The 6,705-nt window shown below is 60.8% G+C and carries 6 protein-coding genes; 2 read left to right on the forward strand and 4 right to left on the reverse strand.

Annotation, left to right across the window (positions count from 1 at the left end; all coding sequences use genetic code 11):
• Positions 1 to 491 precede the first annotated feature (491 nt).
• From AB4Y89_RS24200 to AB4Y89_RS24215, 4 genes are all read right to left on the reverse strand, one after another.
• The gene (locus AB4Y89_RS24200; RefSeq protein WP_442303514.1) at positions 492 to 932 is read right to left on the reverse strand and encodes an NUDIX domain-containing protein; all 441 of its coding nucleotides are present in this window, start codon (positions 930 to 932) and stop codon (positions 492 to 494) included.
• A gap of 16 nt (positions 933 to 948) precedes the next feature.
• On the reverse strand, positions 949 to 2,094 hold the full coding sequence (locus AB4Y89_RS24205; RefSeq protein WP_442303515.1) for a DegT/DnrJ/EryC1/StrS family aminotransferase: 1,146 nt from the start codon (positions 2,092 to 2,094) through the stop codon (positions 949 to 951).
• Between the two features lie 86 nt (positions 2,095 to 2,180).
• Complete coding sequence (locus AB4Y89_RS24210) at positions 2,181 to 3,263, reverse strand: Gfo/Idh/MocA family protein (protein ID WP_442303519.1); 1,083 nt, start codon at positions 3,261 to 3,263, stop codon at positions 2,181 to 2,183.
• A complete protein-coding gene (locus AB4Y89_RS24215; RefSeq protein WP_442303516.1) occupies positions 3,151 to 3,927 on the reverse strand; it encodes a hypothetical protein in 777 nt (258 codons plus the stop codon). Before AB4Y89_RS24215 ends, AB4Y89_RS24210 begins: the two co-directional genes overlap by 113 nt.
• A 521-nt stretch (positions 3,928 to 4,448) precedes the next feature.
• Between AB4Y89_RS24215 and AB4Y89_RS24220 the strand changes: the two genes are divergently transcribed.
• Both AB4Y89_RS24220 and AB4Y89_RS24225 read left to right on the forward strand, forming a co-directional pair.
• The gene (locus AB4Y89_RS24220) at positions 4,449 to 5,738 is read left to right on the forward strand and encodes a helix-turn-helix transcriptional regulator (RefSeq protein ID WP_442303517.1); all 1,290 of its coding nucleotides are present in this window, start codon (positions 4,449 to 4,451) and stop codon (positions 5,736 to 5,738) included.
• Complete coding sequence (locus AB4Y89_RS24225) at positions 5,735 to 6,388, forward strand: GDSL-type esterase/lipase family protein (protein ID WP_442303518.1); 654 nt, start codon at positions 5,735 to 5,737, stop codon at positions 6,386 to 6,388. Before AB4Y89_RS24220 ends, AB4Y89_RS24225 begins: the two co-directional genes overlap by 4 nt.
• Positions 6,389 to 6,705 lie beyond the last annotated feature (317 nt).

Genomic DNA, 6,705 nt, shown 5'->3' on the forward strand with positions numbered 1-6,705 from the left:
TTTACCCGGAGTTCCGCTGTCTTTGTCACCGACACACCTTGGCGGACAAAAGGATTCGACACCACCATCTCAGTCACCGGCCGATCGACATCAACACCGAACCCGCCGACTTGACGACCGGGCCACCACCCTTAACTGCGCGGCATTGGGCCTAACGCTCCACAACCCGAACCCTTTTGACGGTGGAAGGGCCAGCGATTCGGATCAGGCCGGTAAGCTCTCGGCAAGTGAAACCAATGGCTTGACCTGCTGTCTTTGCGAGGTTGTCGGCGATCGGCGCTCCGCTGGTGCATGGTCAGGACCACAGCGCACGCTCATGTGTGTCAGCTCGGTTCGTTCGCTCGGTACATCGGCGGATCTCAACCTCAAGTCACGATCCCAGGCAGTTCCGGCGACGTCGAGACGCCGCGTCATGTAGCTACTCTATAAGACACGGGTACTCGCGGATCAACTCGGCCAGCTTGCCTCGGGTTTTACCCGATGTGGCTTATCTATATCGAGCGGTATGTGGTCAGCACATCTTTCACCGCGTCGGTGACGGGCAGCTCCTCTGTGATGCCCGTCCACGTGTAAGCGTCGTGCTCGGTCAATTTCACTGGCCCCGGCACGCTCACCGCCACAGTGAAATTGAATTGACGGCTCTTCTTTCCGCTGCCGCCCTGGTAATCGAAGCTGCCGAGGAATTCACCGAGGTAAGTTACGTTCAGGCCGGTTTCCTCCGCGACTTCGCGGATAAGGGCCGCATCCAGAGTCTCTCCAGGTTCAACCTTTCCGCTGGGCAGCTCGAATATCCCGCCCATGAAGTCATCCTTGGGGCGCTGGAGCAAAAGCACCGTGCCCTTGTGTTCCACTACAGCGCCCACAACGAGTTGCTGTATTCCGTCTATTTCGGCTTCAGCGGTGAGACGGGCAATCAACGCGGTATCGACCATTGTTCTTATTCATCCTTCACAGGTCGCGGTATCGGTCGGAGATTTTGCGGAACGCTTCGATGTAGCTGTCTACCAGCGGCATATCCTCCTCACGGTGCCAGACGGGCAGTTTCAGGATGGTGGCATGTACGGCCTCGGCTTGCGGGAACTCGCCGGGGCCGTAGGCCAGCGCGTCTGCATAGGCCGGTAGCAGCGGTTCAGGTTGCTGGAACAGGGGCAGCAGGTTCAGCGGGCACGTGGAGCCGGGCCGGTCCAGTTCGCGGCACCCTTCGGCGTGCAGCGCATCGTAGAAGCGCTGTATGGGAAGCCCGCCCAGCTCGTCTGCCCGGTATCGCAGCGTCAGCCCGTACCAGGACGGGCGCACCCCGGCCGGTACGTTGGGCACGGTGATGCCCGCTAGGTCGCTGAGCTGGTCACACAGGTACCGCGCGACTCTGGCCCGGCCGTCTAGGTAGCCGTCTAGGTTCGCGAGCTGGTCACGCGCGAGACTCGCCGCCAACGGGTGAATGCGGTGCTTGAGCCCGGTACCGGTAACGGCGTAGCGGTAGAGCGGATGCTCTCGCGGGATCTCGTTGCGGCAACGCTTGTTGTACTGGCCATGCAGGAGCGCCCGGTAATAGACCTCCGTGTCGTCGGTGAGGATAAAACCACCCTCCCCGGCCGATAGCGGTTTGGGGCCGTTCATGCTGAAAGCGGCAGCGTGGCCAAAGGTTCCGGCGCGCTGGCCGTTTATGCTCGCGCCGTGGGCGTGGGAACCATCCTCCAACAGGATCAGGCCGTGATCATCCGCGACCGCTTGAAGCCCAGGCATGTCGGCGGGCAGTCCCCACATGTGGGTAACGATGAGCGCCTTGGTATTTGGGGTGATGCGCCGTGTTACGTCGTCGGGGTCAAGGTTGCCGGTAGCGTCGCAATCGGCCAGCACAGGCACCGCTCCCACGTGCAGCAGCGGCGTTACAGTGGCGAAGAACGTGTATGCCGGGGCTATCACCTCATCACCGGGGCCGATGCCGCACGCCGCGTACATCGAGTACAGGGCGGCGGTGCCGGAGCTGGTGAGCACGGCGTGTTCCACACCGTGGTACTCGCGTAGGTCGTTCTCCAATTCTTCGACCACGCCGGAACGGTCATAGATCGACACCGCGCGGTCGAGCTGGCCCAACACAGCGCTTCTTGCGCCGTCTCCCAGTGGTGGCCAGGTGAAATGTGGGCCGTCATGCCGAACGGTTGGTGTTCCGCCGAGCAAGGCTAGAGGGTTGGCCACTGCGTCCCCTTCGGATTTACGTAGGTGTGTGTATTGGCGGACTCGTAACAAGCTGCGATGAAACTCATGTGCGCAAGGTTTTCTATTGGGCCGCTGAGGTTGGGTCGCAGTCCTTCGATGACCCGGCAGAAATAATCAATCTGGCAGGTTGCCGCCGAAGGCCATGACTGTTCACGCGATAGCGATTCGATGACTTCGCCGCCATTGGTGAGGCGGCGTAGCCGCCCACGCTCTAAATGCACCACACCTTTACTGCCGACAAGCCTGATTTGCTCACTTTTCGGCCCGATGAATCGCGACAGCAGCAGCGACCCGTATAGGCCGGAGTCGTAGCCGAAATGAATGAGCGCGGTGTCTTCGGCGTCGTAGATGCGGTCTGGTCTGGCCTGTACCGACATGTCCGCCAACACGCGATCGGGCAGGCCGAAGTACCACAGGACCATGTCGATGAGGTGGTATCCCATGTCGATGACGCAACCGCCCCCAGCCATCGCCGATTTACCGCGCCACCCATCGGAGGGATCATCGACAAACAGCGTGTATTGCCCCTCCACTATGAACGGTGTTCCGATCTGGTCGGCCAACTGAATGAAGCTCGTATAAATCGGATTGAAACGACGCTGCAACGTGACCATGAGCTGAATGTCGGCACTCCGGCACTGTTGTGCAAGGTCATGCGCTTCGGCAATAGTGGTGGCGAACGGCTTCTCTTTCAGCACGTGAACACGATGCTCGGCGGCGGCACTGACAACGGCACGCCCGATGTGGTGTGGCACGGTGACAATCACCAAATCGAGTTGTTCTGTGCGGAACATCTCATGAAAATCGGTATAGCCACCCACATTCAGCCGGTATTGATGCTCACGTACCAACTCGGGATTGTCGTCACACACCGCCGCTAATTCGGCGCCCTCGGACTCTTTGAGCCCCGGTATGTGATCGTCGAGCGCCTGCCTACCGAGGCCGACTACGCCCGCGCGTAGCTTTCCCTGACGCCGCCCACTGAGCCTTAACGGGTGGATATGGGCTCGGGATTCGGCAACGTCCGGGTTGGACAGTAGGTTCACCGTCGTCGTGTCGTTGCAAGAGATAGCCATAGTACGCCTTTCTCGCGGTGTTGACTTGTTGCTGTAGCCCGTCAAGCGTTCGTTGAATTACGGGCGCGTCAGAAAAGGCTGTGATCGGCGGATCGGGTTCGGGATAGGAATAGCGGCCAACAGTGCGGCGCGGCATACGGTCGGCGGAGTGGTGGAGTTTGGCCCAGATAACTTTCCCGCCGCCGGGTGCCCGATACCAGCCCCATTCGTCACTGAGCCTTTGCACAGAGGCCAAATCGTCATCCAGAAACTCACCGTCCGGCGGAAGTGGGGTACCGCTTTTGCTGTCCCACACCTCGATAAGCAAACCGAGCCGGATGAGCCTCAGCCGGATACCGATCAGCGGCAGCGGGTCTTTCATCACCTCGATAAAGCGCGCCGGCGGGTTGGGTACCCCGGTAAGTTCCACCGCCCGAGTGACCAGGTGCGAAGTGATGGTTTCAGCGGTATCGGCCATATGCGAGAAACCCCACGTGATGGCCGCGCGGCGCGCAAACAGCACCGACAGATTCTCCGCCCCGCCCAGGTACTTGCCGCTGCTCCCCAGCGCCACGAGGGCTAGTTCTTCAGGTGTGGCGGCCGGATGGGCATCGGGCGGTTTCAGATAGCTGGGATTCAAGCGGACGATACTCACAGCATCGCCCCAATTATCTTGTGCCCGAGGGTGATCAAAGGCGCAAGCCGGTCAAGGTGGTGCAGGGAGAAACCCAGCCCAGCGCGCACCGTGCATGTGATCCGCATCGGCCACGGCCACCACCGGCCGCGCACTTCACGACACACCGTGCACCGGCCGCGCTTGTCGAGCTGGTGACGGTCCAGCAGCGGCGGCAGCTCCCCGGCAATACCAAGCAACCACCGCTCTGTCTCCAATTGCCCTGCTGTCTCGGATTCGGGGAAGCTCATCGCGCGCCCCCGGCCATGATCAGCACGCCCCCCACAGGGCTCACTGTCCGGGGRCTGACCGCGCTGCGCCGCGCTGTATCTTGACTGGTCATAGCTCGTTGCCTCCATTGCTACGCACTAGGTTTCGGCCGTACCCTGTAGCCAACCGTTGGCAGCGACCACGGACCAGAGCGCACACTGAGCACTAATGAGGCGCGAAAGAGGCAATGCCCCGCTGAGCTCGGGTGTAGGTAGGGGCGGAAGGTGAAGGGCATGGCTGCTGTTGGGCGCGGGGCGCGCCGCGGTTTCGCGCAGCRCCGTAAGGCTCTGGGGTTTACTCAGGAGTCGTTGGCGGCGCGTGTAAACGTGGAGCGGTCAACCGTGGTGCGCTGGGAGGCCGGTAAGAGTGAGCCTCTGGCGTGGCTGTGGCCCAAGCTCGCTGTCGCGTTGAAAGTCACCCCCGAACAACTCACCGACCTCCTTGGTGCTGACGCGATACTGTCCGACGCTCCCGCCGCTGTGCCCCTGCGACCTGCCGACAAAGCAATCCCGGATGACTCGAGCAGCGGCTCGCATGACGGCAATATGTTTCATCTGCGGCGGGTGCTCATGGGATGCATTCCAGATACGCCGCCAGGCGAACAGCTGGAACTGACCGCTGCAGTAGCTCGCGCATGGGATTTGTTCTTTTCGGCGCGATTCGGCGAAATGAAACGGGCGCTCCCTGCCGCTTTAGCAAGCGCCTACAGCGCAGCTGAGGCGGCGACAGGTGAGACRCGGCGTCAGATCAATATTTCACTCGCTCAACTACTGCACGCCTCATCAAATTTTCTGGGCTACGTGGCGCAGGAAGACTTAGCTACACTGGCGCTCGTCCGCGCAGATGCACTGGCAACGGAGAGCGGGGACGAGCTGACACGAGCTGCTATTAAAGGATCACAGTCATGGCTGTTTGCGAAAAACGGCATGTATGACGATGCAGCCGCGTATGCCGACCMGGCAGCTGCCGACATTGAACCGCGTTTGTCCACTGCCACCCCGCGCCATATCGCCATATGGGGAGAACTCCTATGCTATGCGGCATTCGCTGCCTCTCGAACGGGGGACTACCGCGAGGCACGAAGATATCTACGCTTATGCGAATCGGCTGGGACGCAGCTAGAAGACGAGTATGCCAGTAGACCCGAGGTGTCCAATGTGTTCGGCCAGACCTCGGCCGCTAGTTTCGGTGTGATCAACGAGACTGGTGCGAATCGGCCGCGTGAAGCTCTGAGACTTGCCGCTGTTGTCAGTGGCGGTGATACCGGAATTCCGCCCACGCTGCGCAGCCGCAGGCTCATCAACGTTGCACAAGCCCAGATCCACAACCGGGACGATGCGGGAGCCGTGGATACGCTTCGCCATGCGTGCTCGATGGCACCGGAATTCGTTGGTCACATACCCCTGGCCCACACGCTGACCAATGAGCTACTGACCCGTCGAGATAGGCAACGGCCGGATGGGCTTGTCGGCGTTGCCGAACGCCTCGGCGTATCCGTCCAACCCGTAGGAATCCGACCTTGATCGTCAACCCTGCCGCGTTTACCRTCTTGTGCTTCGGTGACTCCAACACCTTCGGCCAACCCTCCGAAGGGCGCGGCCGATGGCCGGCCGACGTGCGCTGGACCGGGCAGCTACAGCAACTTCTGGGTACCGGATTCGCCATTATCGAGGAAGGTCTCGGCGGTCGTACCACCGACTTGGACGACCCCGATCGTGATGACCGCAATGGCCGTACCTACTTTCAACCATGCCTGCGCAGCCACTCGCCCTTGGACATGGTGGTCATCATGCTGGGGAACAACGATCTYAAAACCAAGTTCGGTCGAGAAACAGACGCCGTCGCAACCGCGCTCGAGGGCTATATCGACAACATCGAGCGTACTGCTTGGACCCGCACTGGTGGAGTGCCTGCGGTATTGCTGGTCAGTCCGATCCATCTCGATGCCGACCAGCCTGCGTTTGCCGAGCAAAGTTCCGAGTACGACGCCGACTCCGTACGCAAATCGCGCGAACTCGGCRCGGCAATACGCCGCGTCGCYGACAAGCGCAAGGCTTTGTTCGTGGACGCGGCTACCGTCGCGTGTCCGGGAATTGACGGTACACACCTGAGTCGTGACTCACACGAACCTCTTTCAAAGCTGATCGCCCAAAAAATCAGGTCAAACAAATAGMCTGGTGCAGAATCAGCCTGTCTCTGATGTATGCGGCGCGTGGAGCATGTGCGCGAGGCCAGCAGGTGGCGGGACACTTGCGGGCCTCAACTAACCCACGGGCTGGACCAATACAGGTACACAAGTGGTGAGCCCCAATAATTTGCACGTCGGGCTTAACACTTGGTWGAACGATCTTCGCGCTCATTATTTGTCCGAGTTCAGCGACGCCGCCGCCGATGCGRTCCTGGCACACTGCCGAAGCATCAGTGCGCCCTTCACACAGGTCTTCGTGGAGCATCTCGGCGGTGCTGTCGGCCGAATACCGGACGATGCCA

Source organism: Terriglobus sp. 2YAB30_2, assembly GCF_052114765.1.
In the GTDB taxonomy this organism is placed as follows: Bacteria; Acidobacteriota; Terriglobia; order Terriglobales; family Acidobacteriaceae; genus Terriglobus.